This is a genomic window from Pseudomonas sp. MHK4 (assembly GCF_054600775.1).
This window is the reverse complement of sequence record NZ_BAAIAK010000002.1, coordinates 632,872-652,745: the sequence shown is the minus strand read 5'-3', so window position 1 is coordinate 652,745 and position 19,874 is coordinate 632,872. Positions and strand designations below refer to the sequence as shown.

18 protein-coding genes are annotated in these 19,874 nt (G+C 52.8%); 11 read left to right on the top strand and 7 right to left on the bottom strand.

Annotation, left to right across the window (positions count from 1 at the left end):
* Nucleotides 1–11: 11 nt before the first annotated feature.
* Nucleotides 12–1,394 (bottom strand): acetyl-CoA carboxylase biotin carboxylase subunit, encoded by a 1,383-nt coding sequence (locus ACYP2Q_RS07940; protein WP_459729969.1) that lies wholly within the window; start codon nucleotides 1,392–1,394, stop codon nucleotides 12–14.
* Between the two features lie 185 nt (nucleotides 1,395–1,579).
* On the opposite strand from ACYP2Q_RS07940, the gene ACYP2Q_RS07935 reads away from it, so the two are divergent.
* The 8 genes from ACYP2Q_RS07935 to ACYP2Q_RS07900 all read left to right on the top strand — a co-directional run bounded on the left by ACYP2Q_RS07935 (nucleotide 1,580) and on the right by ACYP2Q_RS07900 (nucleotide 9,770).
* Nucleotides 1,580–2,359, top strand: coding sequence for an enoyl-CoA hydratase/isomerase family protein (locus ACYP2Q_RS07935; RefSeq protein ID WP_459729968.1), 780 nt, complete (start codon nucleotides 1,580–1,582; stop codon nucleotides 2,357–2,359).
* On the top strand, nucleotides 2,356–3,888 hold the full coding sequence (locus ACYP2Q_RS07930; protein WP_459729967.1) for an acyl-CoA carboxylase subunit beta: 1,533 nt from the start codon (nucleotides 2,356–2,358) through the stop codon (nucleotides 3,886–3,888). The genes ACYP2Q_RS07935 and ACYP2Q_RS07930 overlap by 4 nt, the downstream gene beginning before the upstream one ends.
* 26 nt (nucleotides 3,889–3,914) lie before the next feature.
* On the top strand, nucleotides 3,915–4,127 hold the full coding sequence (locus ACYP2Q_RS07925; RefSeq protein ID WP_122854836.1) for an acyl-CoA carboxylase biotin carboxyl carrier protein subunit: 213 nt from the start codon (nucleotides 3,915–3,917) through the stop codon (nucleotides 4,125–4,127).
* Between the two features lie 16 nt (nucleotides 4,128–4,143).
* Nucleotides 4,144–4,989 carry a fumarylacetoacetate hydrolase family protein gene (locus tag ACYP2Q_RS07920; RefSeq protein ID WP_459729966.1) on the top strand — a complete coding sequence of 282 codons (846 nt, stop codon included), beginning with the start codon at nucleotides 4,144–4,146 and terminating at the stop codon, nucleotides 4,987–4,989.
* A gap of 71 nt (nucleotides 4,990–5,060) precedes the next feature.
* Nucleotides 5,061–6,410 (top strand): MFS transporter, encoded by a 1,350-nt coding sequence (locus ACYP2Q_RS07915; RefSeq protein WP_459729965.1) that lies wholly within the window; start codon nucleotides 5,061–5,063, stop codon nucleotides 6,408–6,410.
* Between the two features lie 82 nt (nucleotides 6,411–6,492).
* Nucleotides 6,493–7,647 carry an acyl-CoA dehydrogenase family protein gene (locus tag ACYP2Q_RS07910; protein ID WP_459729964.1) on the top strand — a complete coding sequence of 385 codons (1,155 nt, stop codon included), beginning with the start codon at nucleotides 6,493–6,495 and terminating at the stop codon, nucleotides 7,645–7,647.
* 381 nt (nucleotides 7,648–8,028) lie between these two features.
* On the top strand, nucleotides 8,029–9,393 hold the full coding sequence (locus tag ACYP2Q_RS07905; RefSeq protein WP_459729963.1) for an OprD family porin: 1,365 nt from the start codon (nucleotides 8,029–8,031) through the stop codon (nucleotides 9,391–9,393).
* A gap of 167 nt (nucleotides 9,394–9,560) precedes the next feature.
* Nucleotides 9,561–9,770: a hypothetical protein gene (locus tag ACYP2Q_RS07900; RefSeq protein WP_459730096.1), complete on the top strand. Its 210-nt coding sequence runs from the start codon at nucleotides 9,561–9,563 to the stop codon at nucleotides 9,768–9,770.
* 163 nt (nucleotides 9,771–9,933) lie between these two features.
* Here the strand turns inward: ACYP2Q_RS07900 and ACYP2Q_RS07895 are convergent, their stop codons facing one another.
* The 5 genes from ACYP2Q_RS07895 to ACYP2Q_RS07875 all read right to left on the bottom strand — a co-directional run bounded on the left by ACYP2Q_RS07895 (nucleotide 9,934) and on the right by ACYP2Q_RS07875 (nucleotide 15,082).
* Entirely contained in the window at nucleotides 9,934–10,707 is a 774-nt protein-coding gene (locus ACYP2Q_RS07895) for an L-iditol 2-dehydrogenase (protein ID WP_459729962.1), read from the bottom strand.
* A gap of 65 nt (nucleotides 10,708–10,772) precedes the next feature.
* On the bottom strand, nucleotides 10,773–11,870 hold the full coding sequence (locus ACYP2Q_RS07890) for an ABC transporter ATP-binding protein (RefSeq protein WP_459729961.1): 1,098 nt from the start codon (nucleotides 11,868–11,870) through the stop codon (nucleotides 10,773–10,775).
* A 70-nt stretch (nucleotides 11,871–11,940) separates the two neighbouring features.
* Entirely contained in the window at nucleotides 11,941–12,771 is an 831-nt protein-coding gene (locus tag ACYP2Q_RS07885) for a carbohydrate ABC transporter permease (protein ID WP_007936731.1), read from the bottom strand.
* A 10-nt stretch (nucleotides 12,772–12,781) separates the two neighbouring features.
* Nucleotides 12,782–13,708: a carbohydrate ABC transporter permease gene (locus ACYP2Q_RS07880; RefSeq protein ID WP_400749160.1), complete on the bottom strand. Its 927-nt coding sequence runs from the start codon at nucleotides 13,706–13,708 to the stop codon at nucleotides 12,782–12,784.
* A gap of 66 nt (nucleotides 13,709–13,774) precedes the next feature.
* Nucleotides 13,775–15,082 carry an ABC transporter substrate-binding protein gene (locus ACYP2Q_RS07875; protein ID WP_459729960.1) on the bottom strand — a complete coding sequence of 436 codons (1,308 nt, stop codon included), beginning with the start codon at nucleotides 15,080–15,082 and terminating at the stop codon, nucleotides 13,775–13,777.
* A 294-nt stretch (nucleotides 15,083–15,376) separates the two neighbouring features.
* On the opposite strand from ACYP2Q_RS07875, the gene ACYP2Q_RS07870 reads away from it, so the two are divergent.
* Complete coding sequence (locus ACYP2Q_RS07870; protein WP_400749154.1) at nucleotides 15,377–16,327, top strand: AraC family transcriptional regulator; 951 nt, start codon at nucleotides 15,377–15,379, stop codon at nucleotides 16,325–16,327.
* Between the two features lie 68 nt (nucleotides 16,328–16,395).
* On the top strand, nucleotides 16,396–17,301 hold the full coding sequence (locus ACYP2Q_RS07865; RefSeq protein WP_400749151.1) for a carbohydrate kinase family protein: 906 nt from the start codon (nucleotides 16,396–16,398) through the stop codon (nucleotides 17,299–17,301).
* 280 nt (nucleotides 17,302–17,581) lie between these two features.
* Here the strand turns inward: ACYP2Q_RS07865 and pobA are convergent, their stop codons facing one another.
* Nucleotides 17,582–18,766, bottom strand: coding sequence for a 4-hydroxybenzoate 3-monooxygenase (gene pobA / locus ACYP2Q_RS07860; protein ID WP_400749149.1), 1,185 nt, complete (start codon nucleotides 18,764–18,766; stop codon nucleotides 17,582–17,584).
* Between the two features lie 152 nt (nucleotides 18,767–18,918).
* On the opposite strand from pobA, the gene ACYP2Q_RS07855 reads away from it, so the two are divergent.
* Nucleotides 18,919–19,788: a helix-turn-helix domain-containing protein gene (locus tag ACYP2Q_RS07855; protein ID WP_400749147.1), complete on the top strand. Its 870-nt coding sequence runs from the start codon at nucleotides 18,919–18,921 to the stop codon at nucleotides 19,786–19,788.
* Nucleotides 19,789–19,874 lie beyond the last annotated feature (86 nt).

The window sequence follows — 19,874 nt, the reverse complement described above, 5'->3', positions numbered from 1 at the left end:
TTTAGTCTCCCTTAAACAGGCTGAGCGAGAGCAAAAAGACTTTCGCTGTGCTGGTCGATGAAGCGGGTATTTACGTTGGCATCCAGATAGGCTGGCTCCGCCAAGACGCGAAGCAAAAACTGTCGGTTCGTCTTAAGCCCGGAGATTTTCAACTCCGTCAGGGCTTTCTCAAGGCGAACGACAGCTTCGGCACGATCCTTACCGTGCGCGATGATTTTCATAATCATCGGGTCATAGAACGGCGTGATTCGATCGCCAGCGATGAAGCCTGTGTCGATACGAACGCCCTTAATCTGCGGAAGCACCAACTCTTCAATCAGACCGGGAGCAGGCATGAATTTCTTCTCGGGTGACTCGGCATAAAGACGTGCTTCGATAGCATGTCCATTACGCTGAATTGACTGCTGAGTTAGCTCACCCTCGACATTCTCACCAAGGGCATGACGAATTTGCGCTTCGACAAGGTCGACGCCAGTTATGGCTTCAGTCACAGGGTGTTCGACCTGAATGCGGGTATTCATTTCCAGGAAGAAATAAGACTGGGACTTGTCGTCATACAAAAATTCGACGGTGCCAGCGCCGTCATAACGGCAGAGCCTAGCAAGGTTAACCGCAGCGTTAGCCATATGAGCCAACACGTCCTGCGGAACGTTGGGAGCTGGCGACTCCTCTAGAACCTTTTGGTAGCGACGCTGTATGGAGCAGTCACGCTCGAACAGATGCACCGCTTCGCCATTCCCAAAACCAAAGACCTGCACTTCAATGTGGCGCGCGCTTTCGATCAACTTCTCTAGAAACACAGTGCCATCGCCGAAAGCACGCTCAGCCATACGCTGAGTACCCGCAACGGCCTCAACAAGCTCACTTGGCGAATAAACAGGTTTCAGACCGATCCCACCCCCGCCAGCGGACGCCTTCACCAGCAACGGATAGCCGACAGATTCGGCAGCCTTCAGCAGCACCTCAGGATCTTCGGCGGACACGTTTTCAGCGGCTGGTTGAACCGGAACACCCGCCTTAATAGCCAAATGGCGCGAGCGCTGCTTGTCACCCATTGCCTTGATTACCTCGGCTGTAGGGCCAATGAAGGTAATTCCAGCAGCCGCACAGGCATCGGAGAAATCGGTGTTCTCCGAAAGAAACCCATAGCCTGGATGCACCAACGTTACGCCGTTTTCCTTGGCTACCTTGAGCACCTTCCCTGCATCCAAATAGCTTTCAGCCGCCTTGGCCGGGCCAATCAGGAATGCTTCATCAGCGGCTTTGACATGCTGAGCCTCAGCATCCGCTTCGGAATAGACAGCAACGGTGGGAATGCCGAGAGCCTTGGCTGAGCGAATAACCCGGCACGCGATCTCGCCCCGATTCGCGATTAGTAGTTTTTGTTCTGTCACGATCATCTCCTAAAACTAACAGTTGTAAGTCATAAGCCCCGGCACTATGCCGTCAGCCACACCCCATATCTATAGGGATGCAACGGCAAAAGACGAAAAGCATCGTCCGGGCTTGTGCTGCAAACAAAGCCTAGCTATATTCTCGAAAACTAACAACGGTTAGTAAAACAAAAAAGGAGATTCCCTTGAGCACCACGCAGCTTCTTGTCCAGCGCCGAGGCCCTTGCGCAACAATCACCCTCAGCAACCCAGCCAAGCGGAACGCCATCGCCACCGTGACTGCAGGCGAACTCGTAGAAACCCTGCTGATGCTGGATCGTGAAGAAGATATTCGCGCGATCGTGATTACCGGTGAGGGGAACTGCTTCTCTTCTGGAGGCGACCTTGATGAGTTCCTCTCCACTGTAGATGCCGGCGGTACTCAATTGTGGGAAACCGGCGAACCGTGGCAGCGCCTATTCAGCGTAATTCCCACGCTCAGCAAACCTGTGATTGCACGCGTGGTAGGCCCAGCAATGGCCGGCGCCTGCGGTCTTGTCGCAGCTTGCGATTTCGCCTATTGCAGCGAAGACGCCAAATTCGGATCCCCCGAGATCAAGATCGGCCTCTTCCCTCTCTTCATCCTGCCCGCCCTGGTGAGTCGCTTGGGCGAACGTCACGCGCTCGATCTTGCCCTGACGGGTCGCACCATTGACGCCGATGAGGCTTCTCGCATGGGACTGGTAAACAGGGTCACCTCGACCGATGAGATAGATGGCCTGGTAGAGCAACTGGTCAAGAGCTTCGCAGCCTTGGAATCTGCCACCGTCCGTCGCGGTAAACACGCGTTCCACAAAATCTCATCCGTGGGTCTCACCGAAGGACTGGAGCTCGCGCGCGGCCTGCGCCCTGCCTTCATGTGCTCGGATGAACTTCGTCGCGGTATCGAGAAATTCTTTGCTAATAAGAAAGAGGTGAAAGCATGAGCGGTTACGAGAACGTAAAAGAGCTGCAACGTCGTGTCGAAATTGCACGTGCTGGTGGCTCGGAGAAGGCCAAAGAAAAGCACCAGTCCCAAGGTAAACTCTTGGTACGTGATCGCCTCGCTATCCTCTTTGACGACGGCAAATACCTTGAGGACGGACTTCTGGTAGGCGCATCGCGCGGGATGCCGGGTGACGCTGTGGTCACCGCAAGCGGCAAGATCAATGGCCAGGAAGTCGCCGTCATCGCCAACGATATGACGATCAAAGCAGGCACCTGGGGTTACCACACCTTCCGCAAAATAGTGCGCATGCAAGAGATTGCCGTCGAAGCCAAGATGCCGATCATCTACCTGGTCGACAGTGCAGGCGCTCGTATCGATAGCCAGTTCGACTGCTATTTGGGACGCATCGCGTGGGGGAACATCTTCTACACCCAAGTCCAGATTTCCGGAGTTGTACCGCAGGTCTGCGTCATGTTCGGCCCGTCACCGGCAGGCTCTGCCTATGTCCCTGCCCTGTGCGACTTGGTCATCATGGTAGACAAGAAAGCGACTGCCTACCTCGGCTCACCTAGACTCGCCGAAATGGCAATCGGTGAGAAAGTCACGGAAGAGCAAATGGGCGGTGCCCGCATGCATTGCGCCGTGAGCGGTCTGGGCGACTACTTGGCACAAACTGAAGAGGAAGCGCTGAAAGCTGCCGCCGACTATCTACGATTCTTCCCGAGCCACAACAGTCAGTTGCCTCCTCTTCGGGAGTCGAAGATGCCCGGCTCCAAGCGCTCCCTCACTGAGATTGTTCCTCCCGACCAGAACCGTCCGTTCGATGTAAAAGAGCTCGTCGAAGCTCTTGTCGATGAAGGGTCTATTTTCGAAGTGAAGGCGCTGTTCGCCAAAGAGGCTTACACCGCTTTCGCCTATCTCGGTGGTCGTCCAGTCGGGATCGTAGCTAACAACTCAAAGAACAAAGGTGGCGTGCTGTTCAACGACAGCGCCGACAAGGCAACCCGCTTTATCTGGGCTTGCAACGCCTTCAATATTCCATTGCTGTTCCTTCAGGACATCAGCGGCTACATGATCGGCAGCGCTGTAGAGAAAGCCGGGATTATTCGCCATGGCGCCAAGCTCCTGCATGCAGTCTGCGAAGCGAAGGTTCCACGTATCTCCGTGATGGTTCGCAAAGGCTATGGTGGCGGCTACCTGGGTATGTCGGGAGCTCCAACACAGCCAGATGCGCAACTTGCCCTACCAGGTGCAATGCCCGCCCTGATGGGCCCAGACGCCGCGATCAACGCTATCCACTTCAATGAAATTCAAACCCTCGAGGGTGAGGCCCGTGCCGCCTTCATCGACGAGAAGCAAAAAGAGTATTCCAAGGACATCAACGCTTTCGACCCAGCAGACCAGTTCTCTTTTGAGGCCGTGGTAGACCCCGACGAACTTCGCGAGGAGCTGATTCAACGCTTCACGCTCTACAGCCGTCGCGCGATTCCCCGTATCGATCGCCGCAACGGGATCTACCCGGTTTAACACCATAAAAAAGAAAGGAGCAACTGATGAGCGAAATCAAAGCGCCTATGGCCGGCAATATTTGGAAGATCAACGTCCAGGTCGGCCAAGAGATCAACTTCGGTGACGAGGTAATCATCATGGAGTCCATGAAAATGGAGATTCCTGTGGAAGCGGACGACGCTGGCATCGTCAAAGAAATCAAGGTGGCCGAGAACGACAATGTCGACGATGGCCATGTCCTGATCATCCTCGAGTGAGCCAGAGAGACTACAAATGAAGATTGCATCCTTCATCCATGATGGACGCCGTTCGTATGGTGTCGTTGATGGCGATACTGTAGTGGACGCCGGCGCAGTGTTGGGTCACAAATACGCCGATTTACGCTCCGTTCTAGCGTCCGATGACGGCTTGGCAGATCTCGCCAAGCTCGCCACCGCGCCGCGGCTGAACACTAAAGACGTCGAATGGCTGCCGGTCATACCCAATCCAGACAAAGTGCTGTGCGTGGGTCTCAACTACCTCAAGCACATTATTGAAACAGGCCGTGAAACGCCGAAACATCCTACGCTGTTCACCCGTTTCGCTAGTGCCCAGGTCGGCCATGAACGACCCATGATTTTGCCAAAAGCTTCGACCAACTTCGATTTCGAAGGTGAGCTGGCTGTGGTAATAGGCAGAGCTGGGCGACATATCTCCAAAGAGAATGCCATGGCCCATGTCGCGGGATACAGCCTGTTCAACGACGGCTCGATTCGTGACTGGCAACGCCACACCTTGCAATTCACCGCCGGGAAGAATTTTGTAGGCAGCGGAAGTTTTGGCCCCTGGATAGTCACCAAAGACGAAATCGCCAATGTCGATAAGCTCGTGCTCGAGACTCGACTGAATGGAGAAGTAGTTCAACGTGAGGGTATTGACGACCTGCTCTTCAAAATCCCGGATCTGATTGAGTACATCTCGACATTCACCGAGCTCCTCCCAGGAGATGTGATCGCTACTGGGACACCAGGCGGCGTTGGAGCATTTAGAACCCCTCCATTGTGGATGCAATCTGGGGATGTCATTGAAGTAGAAGTTGAGGGAATTGGAATACTGAGAAACTCTATTAAATCCGAGTAAGCCTAAATGGTGAAAGGCGTCCACGCGCGCCTTTCATTCGAAGTCCGCACAATAACAAAACTGGACTCACCATGAAATCGACGATAGATGCTTCCAACTGGAGCCTCGCAGACGCATCCAGCACTAACAGAATCCTGTTCAAGAAAATAGCATTGCGCGTTCTACCCTTGATATTTGTGGCGTATGTATTCGCCTTCCTCGATCGGGTCAACATCGGTTATGCGAAGCTTCAAATGCTACCGGATCTTGGTATCACTGAAAGCCAATACGGTTTTGCCGCCGGTGTGTTTTTTATTGGTTACGCCCTGTTTGAGATCCCCAGTAATTTGCTGCTGGACAAGATTGGCGCTCGTAAGACCATGACCCGAATCATGGTTCTTTGGGGTCTTGCTTCTGCTGCCACGATGTTGGTTTCAACAGCCCAACAGCTCTACCTGATACGACTGCTTCTTGGGATCTTCGAGGCTGGCTTCTTCCCTGGAGTCATCCTCTATCTCAGTTTTTGGTTTCCCAGCTATCTACGCGGTCGGGTAACCGGCACCCTGCTTCTTGCGACTCTCGTTGCGCCTATCCTGGGCGGCCCGATTTCAGGCCTGATCATGGAAGGAATGAACGGTGTCGCTGGCATGGCTGGTTGGCGCTGGCTATTTCTTCTGGAAGCACTACCGATCATTTTCATCGGTGTGGCCTGCTTCGTACTCTTGTGTGATCGGCCCGAGCAAGCAGCCTGGCTGAGTGAAGAGGAAAAAGCACTGCATCATGACCTCATGACTCGTGATAAGGCTACCCAAGATCCCGAAGCTGGCAATGCGCACAGTGGTGAAGCAATCTTCAGTGCCCTCGTAGATCCCCGTGTCTACGTGCTCGCATTTCTCTATTTCAGCTCCGCCCTCGGTACCTATGCGTTCAATTTTTGGCTACCGTCGATGATCCAAAAACTCGGTGTAGCCAGCATCACGCACATCTCCCTCTACGCCATGATTCCGTTCAGCTGTGCTGCACTTGGCATGATTCTGGTTGGACGTAGCTCTGACCTACGTCGGGAAAGACGCCTTCATTACTGCATCAGTGTCCTCTTTGGCGCTGCCATGCTTTCACTGTCGACACTCTCCGACTCTCTGGGCTTGTCATTAGCGCTACTCAGCGGGGCAGCATTTGGCTTCAGCGGGGCGATAATTGTTTGTTGGGCCATCCCAGCCACCTACCTGAAAGGAAAAAGCGCACCAGCAGGGATCGCATTGGTGAGCTCCTTAGGCTCTCTTTGCGGATTTGCTGCGCCATCAATCATCGGCTTGGCTCGCGAGGTAACCGGTAAAGATCACGCAGGTATGTACGCGATCAGTTTGATCATGGTTGTTGCAGCTGTCGCCATGCTAACGATGATGCCGAAACATGCGCTGACCGTCGGCAAGCCTGAATAAGCCACCACCTTACCTGCCGTCCCAGGTGTCATCGCCACTTGGGGCTACAAAACCTACAAAAAGAAAAGTCAGGAGATGAATAATGCTGTTACCCATGTCCGATGAAGAGCGACTTTATTGCGAAGCTGTCGAAGGAACCGTTAAACGTGTTTCTCCGGTAGACCATGTACAAAAAATGGATAACCAGAAGCAGTTTGATTTCGGCTTACATAAGGCCTTGGCAGAACTGGGGGTATGGGGAGTCGGGATTGAAGAGGAGTTTGGGGGCGCTGGTGGAACCCCAAAACTCCAGGTACTAACACTCGAGGCCTTGGGCCGGATGGCCACATCGATGGCCGTTTTTGGTGTCGTTCAGTTCATGGCGACAAGGCTACTTCGTCAGTACGGCACTCCCGCCCAACAGGACAAATACCTTTCAAAACTGTGCGCAGGCGCCATCAAGGCCTCGTTTTGCCTGACAGAGGAAAGTGGTGGCACAGACATTCTTCAAGCGATGCGCACCAATGCTCGTCGTGCCGATAATGGCTGGCGATTGACCGGCAGCAAATACTGGATCAGCGGTGCAATGCACGCCGATCTATTGATAGTGCTCGCTCGCACCAGTGAGCATCGTTCGCGGGGAGTGACGATGTTCCTCGTCGACAAGCCTACTCCTGGTGTATCGGCCTCTGAAATCAACACCTTCGCGATTAATAGTTATGACACCTGTTCCGTTGCATTCGACGACGTGGCTCTCTCCGATGACGCGGTGCTGGGAGAGGTCGACCAAGGCTTCATTCAAGTCTTGAGCACCCTTAATTCAGAGCGTCTGAACGCCGCAGCGGTAGCAACGGGCATCGGCCGCGGCGCTCAACAGCTCGCAGTTGAGTATGCTCGAGACCGACAGGCGTTTGGCCGTCCCATCGGTCAGTTCCAATCCCTTCAACATCGCTTGGTGCATGCAGGAGTGGCGCTGGAACAAGCTTGGCTCACCACCCAGATGGCGGCGGTCGCAGAGGAACAGGGTCAAGCCAACATTGAAGTCTCGAGCGCTATTGCCAAGCTCGCTGCGAGTAAGGCAGCAAATGAGGCTGTGCGAACAGGAATGGAAACCATGGGAGGAGCTGGGTTCGACCTCGAGTATCCAATGCAACGTTACTATCGCGACATTCGCCTGTATTCGTTCGCCCCATTGACCGACGATATGCTCGCGAACTTGCTCGGAGAGCGTTGGCTCGGCCTACCTCGATCATTTTAATCAGCTCCTTGTCTTGATGTCCTTGGTGGTAACTCTGCCAAGGACAAGGATGATTTTAATATAATTTAATCGATGTCCTGCGTGTAAAAACCACTCGATTGGCCGTCCTGCTTTATTAAATATATCAACTGCAAACCTAGTATGCGGGATTGAATTTAAACAACAGCTCAACTCACTATTACCGATGAAAAATCAACTGCGAATTAGCAATACATTTATCGACGTTAAACAAGCAACCTAGCTCTGTTCGATCAGAGCTATCACGAAGAAAATACATCTTAAGGTAGCGCAGGAAAAAATTATAACAACCCACGACACTCAATAAAAATACCACCCCAGCATTACCTTTCCACACAAAAACAATTAAGGAAGGTACACAATATGTATCGTCACGTTCTATTCTTGACGGGTGCATTTTGCCTGACCGCAGCGGAAATTTCTGAGGCGGATCAACAGCTCAGCAACCCCCTCATTGATAGCGGAAAGCTCACACTCACAAATAAAAACTTCTTCTTTTATAGGGATTTCCGCCACGGCAATTCGAACTCAGCGGGCACAAATGCAACGAAACCGCCTGCTGACAGAAACGGGTATGCCGAAGAATGGGCCCAAGGTTTCATGTTGGACTATCAGTCTGGTTTCACACCCGGCTTACTGGGGTTCGGCATAGATGCGCAAGGCGCTCTAGGCCTTAAGCTGAATAGCGGAGGTGGAACAACAGGTTTGCGTCTACTGCCAGATGGTAGCGATGGAAAACCTGATGACTCCTACTCTCGAGCTGGTGGAGCTTTAAAGGCACGCTTATCCAAAAGCACGTTAAAATACGGCCAGCAGATGCCTATGACGCCAGTGCTAGCCGTAAACACCGTGCGACTATTTCCTAGCTTAGCGACAGGCCTTCAACTCAACGTCAACGAATTTGATAATTTATCGTTAGAGTCTGGCCATTTCACCCGGCAAACAGGTGTTGATTCAAGCAATGACAATGATCGGTTCACTACCGACTACGCACTGAAACGGAACGGAAAAGCTATTACATATGACTCTGCAAGCTTCATAGGTGGAAGATACCAAGATAGCGGCATATCTTTAAGCCTATACGCGGGGCAACTTGAGGATGCCTGGCATCAATACTATGGAAATGCTAAATATTCCTACTCTATTGACCAAGGAAGGACGCTAAACTTCGACCTTAACGTTTACAGAACTCTAAATTATGGTAAGAGTCTAGCCGGCCCGATAAACAATACCTCTTGGTCGCTCTCCAGCGCCTACACTTCCGGCGCCCATACCGTTTCCCTAATTCACCAGCAGATCAACGGCGACGAACCCTTGGATTGGATCGGTTTCGGCACCATGGGTGGAACAGTTACGATCGGAAACGCAGTGCAGTATGCTACGTTCAGTGAAGCTAACGAGCGATCCTGGCAGCTACGTTATGATTTAAATTTCGCCGCATTCGGCATTCCTGGCCTGACAGTGATGGCTAGGTATGTAAGGGGCGACAACATGGATAACTCTCACAGTAACAACCCGTTTTACACTGCTCGCTTTGTTTACGACCCGGACAAAGACAACAAGCACTGGGAACGGGATTTTGACATACGGTACGTAATTCAGTCTGGCCCTGCTAACGGGTTATCGTTCCGACTTAGACAGGCGACCCATCGTGCAACGACTGGTTACAGGTACGTCGATATTGACGAGATACGGCTGATTACTGAGCTTCCTATTGATATCTTCTAATTGAGTGAGGCGCATTGCGCCCATTAACACTTGCAAAAAAAGGGCCCTCGAAGGGCCCTCGTTTGTACTCAAACCAAAATCACTTGGTCAACCAGGACTCTCTGTGGCGGAGCCGTGCCCGCCGTACAGACCTTTGCTACGCTGTCCACTTCCAGGGAGGAATCACACTGTCGAACGCAGACTTACTCCCTTCCCTACTCTTCAAGATCCATCAGAACCAACTCGCCCTCGAAGCCGCGATTATGGAGCTGACGTTGTGGGTTGAACAGCGAGGCGCAGGTGAGGTTGGAGACAACGTACGCGGAGCCCTGGCAACTATCAGCAAGAACGAAGAATTCGTCAACATGACATTGGCGGTGTTGATGGCACCGGAATGACCAAGCATCAGAGCAAGGGGCGAACAGCTGAAAATACCCGTCGAAAAATGCTAGTGCAGAATAAGCAGGGTGCTACAAAAAAGCTGGCAATAGTGAAAGCGGCCATAGACCTGCGTGGTCTTGACCGCTAGAAGCCCCTCATCAAAACCGTGAGCTTAAGACGTCAGCTCATCCAGTTTCCCCCATCGACATTGTAAGTCTGAGCTACAACGTAATCGCTCTCAGATGACGCGAGAAAAATAGCCATTCCGCTCAGATCATCTGCTGTGCCCATACGCCCAAAAGGCACCTCCTGCCCCACAAGTCTTTTCTTTTCACCCAATGGCCGATTCTCATATTTGGCAAACATTGCGTCGACGCCATCCCAGTGCTCGCCGTCCACGACCCCTGGCGCAATGGCATTCACATTGACCCCATGCTTGATTAGATTGAGACCTGCAGACTGAGTAAGGCTGATTACTGACGCCTTGGTCGCGCAATACACACCGACAAGCGCCTCCCCTCTGCGACCGGCCTGACTGGCCATATTGATTATCTTCCCGCCATGTCCCTGACTGATCATCTGGCGAGCCGCCGCCTGCAAGGTGAATAGGGTTCCCGATACGTTGATCGAAAATAGGCGTTCATAACTCTCGCGAGTGATTTCGGTAATGGGAGCAAGATCGAATAACGCGGCATTGTTTACCAAGATATCCAACTTACCCGTCTGCGCGATCACGGCAGCAATTGCTCCATCAATAGAGGCCTGGTTGGTCACGTCCAATTCGACTGCATAAGCGTTAGGCCCTAACTCGTCAGCAGTAGCTTGAGCGCGCTCCAAATCGATATCAGCAATAGCGACCATTGCCCCTTCACGAATGTAAGCCTGCGCAAAAGTACGTCCAATGCCTCGGGCGGAGCCAGTCACCAGCGCGCTTTTACCTTCTAGTCGTTTCATTGATTCTTCATCCGTTTTCTGAAAATTGAGTACGCCCAACCGAGGGCATTGGAGTGGCGAAAAAATCAGGCAGCGAGACGTTTTAACGGCCCTACAGCTTTTCCGTGCTCATCGAACAAATGGCAATGCAAAACATCCAGCGCAATCCACCGATGTTCTCCATAAGCAACATCACAGTCGCCATTTACTCGCACGGTAAGTGCTTCGCCGGACTTGGCGACGACGTGACAGAAGGTGTCGCTACCTAGGCGTTCAGTTACATCAGTGATGATGGGCAGTTGGCCTTGATCATTTAGGCTTAGGTGCTCGGGACGTATGCCTACCGTCACTTCACTGCCCACGGACAGAGAGCTTCCGTCGCGAGGTATGAGCAGGCTCCGCCCAGATGCCAGCTCGACCTCCACCCCTAGATGATTGTTGGAAACCACCTTGGCTTTGAGGAAGCCCATTTTTGGGGTGCCCAAAAATCCTGCTACAAACAGATTCGCGGGCTGGTGATAAAGCTCAAGTGGTGAGCCAATCTGCTCAATGCGACCCCCATTAAGAACCACTACCTTCGTGGCGAGCGTCATGGCTTCGACCTGGTCATGAGTCACATAAATCATGGTCGCCTGCAGCTCCTTGTGCAGCCGGGATAGCTCCAAACGCATCTGCACACGAAGGGCCGCGTCGAGGTTAGACAACGGCTCGTCGAACAAGAAAATCTTGGGATTGCGAACAATTGCGCGACCGATAGCGACTCGTTGGCGCTGACCTCCAGAAAGCTGTTTTGGCTTACGCTCAAGTAGGCGCTCCAGCTCTAGGATTCGTGCCGCTTCAGTGATCTTGCGCTCGACGTCCTGCTTGTTGTCCCCCGCGAGATCCAGTGCGAAGGACATGTTCTTGCGCACCGTCATGTGCGGGTACAACGCATAAGTTTGAAATACCATTGCCAGATCGCGTTTGGCCGGACTGACCTCTGTGATGTCTCGACCATCCAATTCAATAGTGCCGCTGGTGACCTCCTCCAAGCCGGCGATCAACCGTAGCAATGTAGATTTGCCGCAGCCCGATGGGCCAACGAACACAACGAATTCTTTATCGCGAACAACGAGATCAATGCCCTTAATGATGGACAGACCTTCGAAGCCTTTCTTCAGGTTTTTTATTTTCAGAGTGGCCATGAAATGAATCCCCGCTGTGTTTGTATCAATGCGCACGAACCTTGAATTCGCGCTTGCAAAAGACCATTGGTTACTTGACGGCGCCGAACGACAGTCCACGCACCAGTTGTTTCTGACTGATCCAGCCGAAGATCAGGATCGGCGCACAGGCCAGGGTCGACACTGCTGACAACTTGGCCCAGAACAACCCTTCGGGACTCGAATACGAGGCGATCAATGCGGTCAGTGGCGCAGCTTTGGATGAGGTCAGGTTCAGCGACCAGAACGCTTCGTTCCAGCACAGGATCAGCGATAGCAAGACGGTCGACGCCAGGCCGCCCTTGGCTATCGGCAGTAGTACTCGAACCATTTCCTGCCACAGGGTGGCGCCATCCAGGCGGGCGGCTTCGAGGATGTCCTTGGGGATGTCCTTGAAGTAGGTGTAAATCATCCAGACGACGATCGGCAGGTTGATCAGGGTGTAGATCACGATCAGGGCGATACGCGTATCGAGCAGACCGAAACTCTTAGCCAGCAGATAGATCGGCATCAGCACGCCCACCGGCGGTAGCATCTTGGTCGAGAGCATCCACAGCAGCGTGCCTTTGGTGCGCTGGGTTTCGTAGAACGCCATCGAGTAGGCTGCCGGCACCGCGATCAGCAGGCACAGAGCCGTGGCGCTGAAGGAAATCACCACCGAGTTCCAGGCGAAACTGAAGTAGTCACTGCGCTCGTTGATGTGCAGGTAGTTTTCCAGCGTCGGGGTGAAGATGAACTGCGGCGGTGTGGCGAACGCATCGATTTCAGTCTTGAAACTGGTCAGCACCATCCAGAAGATCGGGAAGAAGATCAGGATCGCGATGGCCCAGGCCAAGGTGCCCAGCAGCAGGCTTTGCAAACGACGGGATTGTTGAAGGGTCATGGCGCGGGCCTCAGGCTTTGTCAGTCAGGTTTTTGCCGATCATGCGCACCAGCACGATGGCCGCGACGTTGGCAATCACCACCGCGATCAAGCCGCCCGCCGACGCCATGCCGACGTCGAACTGCACCAGCGCCTGGTTGTAGATCAGGTAGGCGAGGTTGGTCGAGGCGTAGCCGGGGCCGCCGTTGGTGGTGGTGAAGATTTCGGCGAACACCGAGAGCAGGAAGATGGTTTCGATCATCACCACCACCGCAATCGGTCGCGCCAGGTGCGGCAGCGTCAGGTGCCAGAAAATCGCGACCGGCCCGGCGCCATCGAGGCGTGCGGCCTCTTTCTGCTCCTGATCGAGGGACTGCATTGCCGTCATCAGGATTAGGATCGCGAAGGGCAGCCATTGCCAGGAGACAATGATGATGATCGACAGCAGCGGGTAGTGCGCAAGCCAGTCCACCGGTTGCGCGCCGAACAGTGTCCAGACATAGGCGAGAATTCCCGATACCGGGTGGAAAATCAGGTTCTTCCAGATCAGCGCACCGACGGTGGGCATGATGAAGAACGGCGAGATCAGCAGCACCCGCACGATGCCACGGCCGAAAAATTCGCTGGCCTCCAGCAGGGCGCTGATCAGTACGCCGAGCACCACGCTGATCAGCAGCACGCTGCCCACTAGCAACAGGGTGTTGGTGGCGCCAGGCAGGAACCCGGAATCAGTCAGGAAATACGTGAAATTTTCTAGGCCGACGAACTCGTTTTCACCCGGATTGAGCAGGTTGTAGCGAATCAGCGAAAAGTACAGGGTCATGCCCAGCGGCACGATCATCCACAGCAACAACAGAGCGACCGAGGGGCTGACCAAAAACCAGCCAGGGTTGGCCACGCGGCTTTTGCACTGGGGGTGGAGAACGTCCGTATGAGCTTTGGCGGTTGTAATATTCATAGCGTTCAGAACCGATTGGGTGCGGGTGTGCCCGAGGCCGATGCCCCGAGCCATTAAGGCGTTCGATTACTTCGGGTAACCGGCGCGCTTCATCTCACGTTCGGTGGAGGTCTGTGCTGCTGCGAGTGCTTGATCGACTGACATCTGCCCCGTGAGAGCGGCCGAAAACAATTTCCCCACGGAAGTGCCTATCGCCTGGAACTCGGGAATGGTGACGTACTGGATTCCAACGTAAGGAACAGGCTTGATCGAAGGGTGCGCAGGATCGGCGTTCTGCATCATCTGCAAGGTCACCTGCGCGAAAGGCGCAGCCCTCAAGTAGGCCTCGTTATAAGTAGATTGCCGAGTACCAGGCGGGACATTGGTGACACCATCTTTTTCAGCAACCAACTGGATGTATTCTTTCGACGTTGCCCAGGTGATAAAGGCTTTTGCGGTGTCTCTGTGTTTGGAGGTGGCCGGTATCGCCAGCGACCACGCATACAGCCACGACGAACCTTTGTCGGTCACCTCGATAGGTGCAGGAGCAAAGCCCACACTGTCGACCACCTTGCTCTGCTCTTTATCGGTAGTAAATGAGCCCGCGACACTGGCATCCACCCAGATTGCGCACTTACCACTGTTGAACAGCGCGAGGGTTTCATTGAAGCCATTGCTCGACACACCTGGCGGCCCATAATTCTTCATGGTATCGACGTAAAAGTGCGCCGTTGCCGTCCACTCCGGACTGGAAAGCTCAGGCTGCCACTTTTCATCGAACCAGCGGGCACCAAAGGCGTTTGCCATAGTACTTAACAATGTGATGTTCTCGCCCCACCCCGCCTTGCCACGCAGGCACATCCCGTACAGCCCTTTATCAGGTTGGTGAAGCTTGGCGGCAAACTCGCCGAGCTGCGTCCAGGTCGGATGCTCCGGCATGCTCAACCCTGCGTCCCTGAAAAGATCAGTGCGGTAATAGGTGATCGTGCTTTCGCCATAGAATGGCAATGCATAGAGCGTATTGTTGATCGACAGCCCCTGACGGACTGAAGGAAAGATGTCTTGTAGGTCGTACTCCGGTGGCAACGCCGTGAACGGTTCAAGCCAACCCTTGGCCCCCCACAAAGGCGTTTCATATGTGCCAATAGTCAGCACATCGAATTGGCCGCCCTGTGTGGCGATATCGGTGGTAAGGCGCTGACGTAAGACGTTTTCCTCCAGCACCACCCAATTTAGCTTCACATCAGGATGCTGCTGTTCAAAAATTTTGGAGAGCCGCTGCATGCGGATCATGTCGCCATTATTCACAGTGGCAATAGTCACTGTTTCGGCGGCTTGACTAAGAAAGGCGAAGGACAGACCAGCGGAAAGGAAAAGCGCTTTCGGGATTTTCATCGTAGTGCTCTCCGCTCCGCGCCTTGGACGACGGGAGCTATTATTTTTGTTGTTAACCACCGCTGGTCAAATGCATCTGACCCACAATGATTGGACGACCTGATTACAGCACCTAAAAAAACCCCAGACAAACGCATAACGGACGCCCAACTGATACTTTTTTAACCGAGAAATCGGATCAAGCTCGCGATCAAAAAAGTATTAGTCGTGCGCAATATGTGAGCTAGCACGTGCCCACCAAGAGAGCGTATGTTGGCCGTGTACGAAGAAAAACAACTATAAAAGGGGCATGACATGCCTGAGAACCGAACAGCCCTGTTTGAGCAGCGACCGGCCGAGTTGGAGGTAATTCTCCCCGAGCCTGATCATTTCTTTCGCTGGTATGAACACGACTACCCCTACTCCCTGGCTCGCTGGAACCATCATCCTGAATTTGAAGTTCATTTGATTCGCAAAGGAAGCGGCAAGCTGGTTGCAGGCGACTACATAGGTGCATTCGGTGCAGGTCATGTTGCGCTGATCGGCCCCGATCTACCCCACGACTGGATAGGTGATGTGGCACCTGGAGAGTTTCTGCCGGGACGCGATGTGGTACTGCAGTTTGATGGCGCGGCGATCCTTGCATTACGGGGTACGCTGCCTGAGCTGGGCGAACTTCAACACCTTTTTGAAAATGCTCGTCGTGGCCTTGAGTTCACAGGCGCAACAGCTGTACAGGCTGCGCGACTGTTAGAGGAGATCGGCCCGGCTCAAGGTCTCGAGCGTCTGATTCTGTTTTTACAATTGATCAATACGCTCATCAAAGCGCCTGGCCAAAACGTTCACATGCTCGCCAGCGCCTTTTACACGCCAAAGCTGGACGCCCGCAGCTCCGAAAGAATCAACAGGGCATTTGACTACCTGCTGACTGAATTAACAGGTGATGTCCGCCTTTCAGTTATCGCCCTCCAGTTGGAGATGAGCGAACCAGGTTTTTCGCGCTTCTTTAAAAGGGTTACCGGCCACGGCTTCATAGATCTCATGCGCAAGCTCAGGGTTCAGCGCGCCTGCAGACTGTTGCTGCAAACAGAAAGGTCAGTGGCCGACATCTGCTTTGATGTTGGCTATGAAAACCTATCTAACTTCAACAGGCACTTTCGCATCGAAATGGGACAGACACCGAGCGAGTACCGTCGTGGAACCGCGATGACGTTGTTTAATCGAGACGGTGCTCATCAATCTCTTCCTTTCACCAAGGCGCATTAAGCCAGTGATGACTCATCGAAGATGAATCGTCAGCCGCTGCCCAACAAAAACAAACTGAGGAAATGATGATGGCATTGCCGCGCGCAATTGTATTTGGTGAAGCACTGACCGACCTTGTCCAAGGCTTGCCCGGGGAATGGCAGGGCTATCCAGGCGGAGCTCCCTGGAATGTTGCACGTACGCTAAGCCGCCTGGGTATCAGCAGTGCCTTCGCAGGATCTATCAGCACCGAAACCCTAGGCGACGAAATCGTGCGGCAGTCTGGATTGGCAGGCCTGGACATGAGGTTTATACAACGCGTAAACCGAGATCCCCTGGTTGCCATCGTTCCTTCGAGTCATCCTCCAAGATATTTTTTCGCCGGTGAAGCCGACCTGTCCTTTGATCCAGTTCTGATGCCACAGGGATGGGAAGACCAGGTTGAAGTTTGTCACTTCAGCTGTATCAGCTTGACTCGTCAGCCGTTAGGAGACCGACTGGTAAAACTCGCTCAGCATACAAAAGCTACAGGTAAACGGATTAGCTATGACCCGAACTGGCGTAATTTGATGGACAGACATTACCGGGAACAAACCTTCCCAACGATGACCGTCTTAGCCGACATGATTAAGCTTTCTGACGAAGACATCAGGCAAATCTACCCAGGGCTCACCGAAAGTCAGGCGATAGACGAGATACGGGCCCTAAATCCCCTGGCCCACATCCTTTTTACTCGCGGTGAGCACGGAATGATTCTGCACACGCCGGACAGCCAACATGAGCAGCCAGCGATTCCTGTGGACGTCGCTGATACTGTCGGGGCAGGAGACGCCTGCATGGCTGGTTGGCTGGCTGCCGATCTGCTGGGTATAGCCGATTTGATGGATCGTTTACGGTTTTCGGCAGCCTGTGCATCCATATCCTGCCGCCATGCTGGAGCGCATGCTCCCGCGCTAGCTGAGGTGAAAGACTTGCTGAACGTATTAGGTTATTGATCGCTGGATGCTGCTCTATCGAAGAATGCGTAATCCGGTGCGCAGAATCGACACGAACCAGTAGGCAATGGATGTTTTGGCTACGCAGTTGCCATTTACCAACGAGCGATAGCGGTGTTGTGCGTGGCAACACCGCTTCGCTAGACGCTACTCCGCATCACAAAAAAGCGGCCAGAGAATACTCTAACTCTCCTATAACATGACGTCCGTCTTAATCATCAGATTTAGTCGATTTTGAAGCCCTTGAGTCCAATTGTGATCGCTCCTGAGCATTGAAGCCTCAATCGATTTTCTCGTAAGGAAGCCCAACGTAGTTCTCTGCCATACTTTTTTTGCCGACCTCCGATGAAACGAAGTAGTCCAACTCTGTCTGCTGTATCCGCTGGCTAAAATCGTCCGTTCCCGGAAAATTATGGAGCATCGACGTCATCCACCAAGAAAAACGCTCTGCCTTCCAGACGCGCTTCAGGCAGATTTGAGAGTATCGCTCGACAAACTCTGTGCGCCCTTCCTTATAAACTTTTATAAGAATTCGATAGAGCGTACTAACATCGCTAGCCGCCAGGTTTAACCCTTTCGCGCCAGTTGGGGGGACGATATGTGCAGCATCGCCTAACAGAAATAACCGACCATACTGCATAGGCTCTACAACAAAGCTTCGCAGGGGAGCAATACTTTTTTCAATCGAAGGGCCAGTTTGCAAACGTGCTGCCACCTCTTCTGGCAGACGGCTTTTAAGCTCTGTCCAGAATCTCTCATCCGACCAATCCTCAACCTTTTCTTCCGCATCCACCTGAACGTAATAACGTGTCCGGGTGGGCGAGCGCATACTGCATAGAGCGAATCCACGTTCGTGTCGTGCATAGATGAGCTCATCATCAACCGGCGGGGTATCCGCAAGTACACCTAGCCAGCCAAATGGATAAACGCGCTCATAAATTTTTAAATTTTCTGCCGGAATTGACTGTCGAGATATACCGTGGAATCCATCACAACCAGCGATATAGTCACAATCAATTCTTACGACCTCTCCGTTCTTTATACAAGTGACATAGGGGCTGTCGGTTTTCATGTCATGCGGCGTTACTTCATCCGCGTCGTAAATTGTTATTCCACCGGCTTGACTACGAGCATCGATAAGGTCACGCGTGACTTCAGTTTGTCCATAGACCATTACGGTTTTCCCGCCGGTCAGCGACTTGAGATTGATGTGCTCACTACGACCATCGAACGCGATTTTAAAACCATCGTGGACTAACCCCTCCTTCTCCATGCGATCGCTCACTCCCGCCTCGCGCAGTAAATCCACGGTGCCTTGTTCCAACACCCCAGCGCGTATGCGGGACAGGATATATTCGGGGTTCTTGCGTTCGATAATGATGTTATCGATGCCGGCACGCTGGAGCAGCTGACCGAGAAGAAGGCCGGATGGCCCAGAGCCGATAATTGCGACTTGAGTTTTCATCGTGGTTTTCCGTCGTAAGCTCCCTGAAACCGCGCAGGGTCTGGGAGTGTGATTATTTTTGTCTCCTGTATTTTTAGTGACAAAGGAGTGGATAAGAAGGCAATATCCATTTCATTATTTGGATTTTTGAATGATCCACCGAGGCGATCCTGATGGTAAAGACACCTGATGTTGGGATACCAGCTTTCAAGCTTTACGGTGAGACAGCCTCCTGGCCCACCCCGGATTTGATGCATTGTGAATCCATACCAGAGCGGAGCAAACTTCATGATTGGGAAATCAAGGCTCATCGACATGTCGATTTGATGCAGTTGCTATATGTACAGGGAGGTAATGCAGTACTTAAGGTTGAGGATGCTGTCGTCCACGTAGATCGTCCTACGCTCCAGGTAGTCCCTGCGATGAGCATTCACTCCTTTAAGTTCTCCCAAGACATACAGGGGCATATCCTGACATTTGCACAACCGTTGTTGCAGGGATTGTCCTCGGCGCTTGAGGGAGCTGACATATATAAAAACGTGTGCCATGAAGTGGGTGAGGATGCTGCGCACCTCGACATGCTGTTCAACGCAATCAGTACCGAATACCGGCAAAAACACCGGGGCCGGCAACTTGCATTGCATTCATTGATCAATTTGCTGATGGTTTGGATTCTCCGAAAAAACTCCGAAGAAGCTGAGAGCCACCTGCATACGACTGAACGGGGCCTAGAACACCTCCAAAGTTTCGTATCAATGCTTGAGCATCGGTACCGGGAGCATTGGCCAATCTCGCGATATGCCTCGGCATTGGGAATTAGCGCTAACCACTTAAACTCCTTGTGTCGGCGCCTGGGCGGGCAATCGGCCTTACAGATGATCAACGAAAGGCTTTCGCTCGAAGCGAAACGATGTCTCATATACACCGAAATGACTATCAATCAAGTTTCTGACAGTCTTGGCTTTTCCGAGCCCGCCTATTTCTCTAGATTCTTCAAACGCTCTTGCGGTGTTTCACCCAAAGAATTTCGCTCCGCGCGATGAAATCATTCGTTTGATATTTATGACACAGAAAGCAGACGTGATTGCGCCCGCTCGCAAACTGAATTCCTAGCGGGCGAATTGGCTTA

What these genes read in the sequence shown, in the direction of transcription:
- ACYP2Q_RS07930 (WP_459729967.1), top strand. Translation starts at nt 2,356, where the DNA reads ATGAGCGGTTACGAGAACGTAAAAGAGCTGCAACGTCGTGTCGAAATT.
- ACYP2Q_RS07925 (WP_122854836.1), top strand. Translation starts at nt 3,915, where the DNA reads ATGAGCGAAATCAAAGCGCCTATGGCCGGCAATATTTGGAAGATCAAC.
- ACYP2Q_RS07920 (WP_459729966.1), top strand. Translation starts at nt 4,144, where the DNA reads ATGAAGATTGCATCCTTCATCCATGATGGACGCCGTTCGTATGGTGTC.
- ACYP2Q_RS07915 (WP_459729965.1), top strand. Translation starts at nt 5,061, where the DNA reads ATGAAATCGACGATAGATGCTTCCAACTGGAGCCTCGCAGACGCATCC.
- ACYP2Q_RS07910 (WP_459729964.1), top strand. Translation starts at nt 6,493, where the DNA reads ATGCTGTTACCCATGTCCGATGAAGAGCGACTTTATTGCGAAGCTGTC.
- ACYP2Q_RS07905 (WP_459729963.1), top strand. Translation starts at nt 8,029, where the DNA reads ATGTATCGTCACGTTCTATTCTTGACGGGTGCATTTTGCCTGACCGCA.
- ACYP2Q_RS07895 (WP_459729962.1), bottom strand. Translation starts at nt 10,707, where the DNA reads ATGAAACGACTAGAAGGTAAAAGCGCGCTGGTGACTGGCTCCGCCCGA.
- ACYP2Q_RS07890 (WP_459729961.1), bottom strand. Translation starts at nt 11,870, where the DNA reads ATGGCCACTCTGAAAATAAAAAACCTGAAGAAAGGCTTCGAAGGTCTG.
- ACYP2Q_RS07885 (WP_007936731.1), bottom strand. Translation starts at nt 12,771, where the DNA reads ATGACCCTTCAACAATCCCGTCGTTTGCAAAGCCTGCTGCTGGGCACC.
- ACYP2Q_RS07880 (WP_400749160.1), bottom strand. Translation starts at nt 13,708, where the DNA reads ATGAATATTACAACCGCCAAAGCTCATACGGACGTTCTCCACCCCCAG.
- ACYP2Q_RS07875 (WP_459729960.1), bottom strand. Translation starts at nt 15,082, where the DNA reads ATGAAAATCCCGAAAGCGCTTTTCCTTTCCGCTGGTCTGTCCTTCGCC.
- ACYP2Q_RS07870 (WP_400749154.1), top strand. Translation starts at nt 15,377, where the DNA reads ATGCCTGAGAACCGAACAGCCCTGTTTGAGCAGCGACCGGCCGAGTTG.
- ACYP2Q_RS07865 (WP_400749151.1), top strand. Translation starts at nt 16,396, where the DNA reads ATGGCATTGCCGCGCGCAATTGTATTTGGTGAAGCACTGACCGACCTT.
- pobA (WP_400749149.1), bottom strand. Translation starts at nt 18,766, where the DNA reads ATGAAAACTCAAGTCGCAATTATCGGCTCTGGGCCATCCGGCCTTCTT.
- ACYP2Q_RS07855 (WP_400749147.1), top strand. Translation starts at nt 18,919, where the DNA reads ATGGTAAAGACACCTGATGTTGGGATACCAGCTTTCAAGCTTTACGGT.